The organism is Flavobacterium solisilvae (genome assembly GCF_012911605.1).
Classification (GTDB): Bacteria; Bacteroidota; Bacteroidia; order Flavobacteriales; family Flavobacteriaceae; genus Flavobacterium; species Flavobacterium solisilvae.
The window spans coordinates 1-243 of the sequence record NZ_JAAMPT010000051.1 but is presented as its reverse complement, the minus strand read 5'-3'; the positions used below and the strand labels follow the sequence as shown (position 1 = coordinate 243).

General features: G+C 43.2%; 1 rRNA gene. It reads right to left on the bottom strand.

Annotation, left to right across the window (positions count from 1 at the left end):
• Nucleotides 1-243 (bottom strand): 23S ribosomal RNA (locus G6042_RS14670); the annotation flags it as partial.

Here is a 243-nt window from a genome sequence, read left to right as displayed (position 1 = left end):
TTAGCATAGCTGAGGAAACCTTAGTCTTTCGGTGTGCGGGTTTCTCGCCCGCATTATCGTTACTTATGCCTACATTTTCTTTTCTAACCAGTCCAGCATACCTTACGATACACCTTCAACCTTGTTAGAATGCTCCCCTACCACTTATACTTACGTATAAATCCATAGCTTCGGTAGTATACTTATGCCCGATTATTATCCATGCTCGTCCGCTCGACTAGTGAGCTGTTACGCACTCTTTAA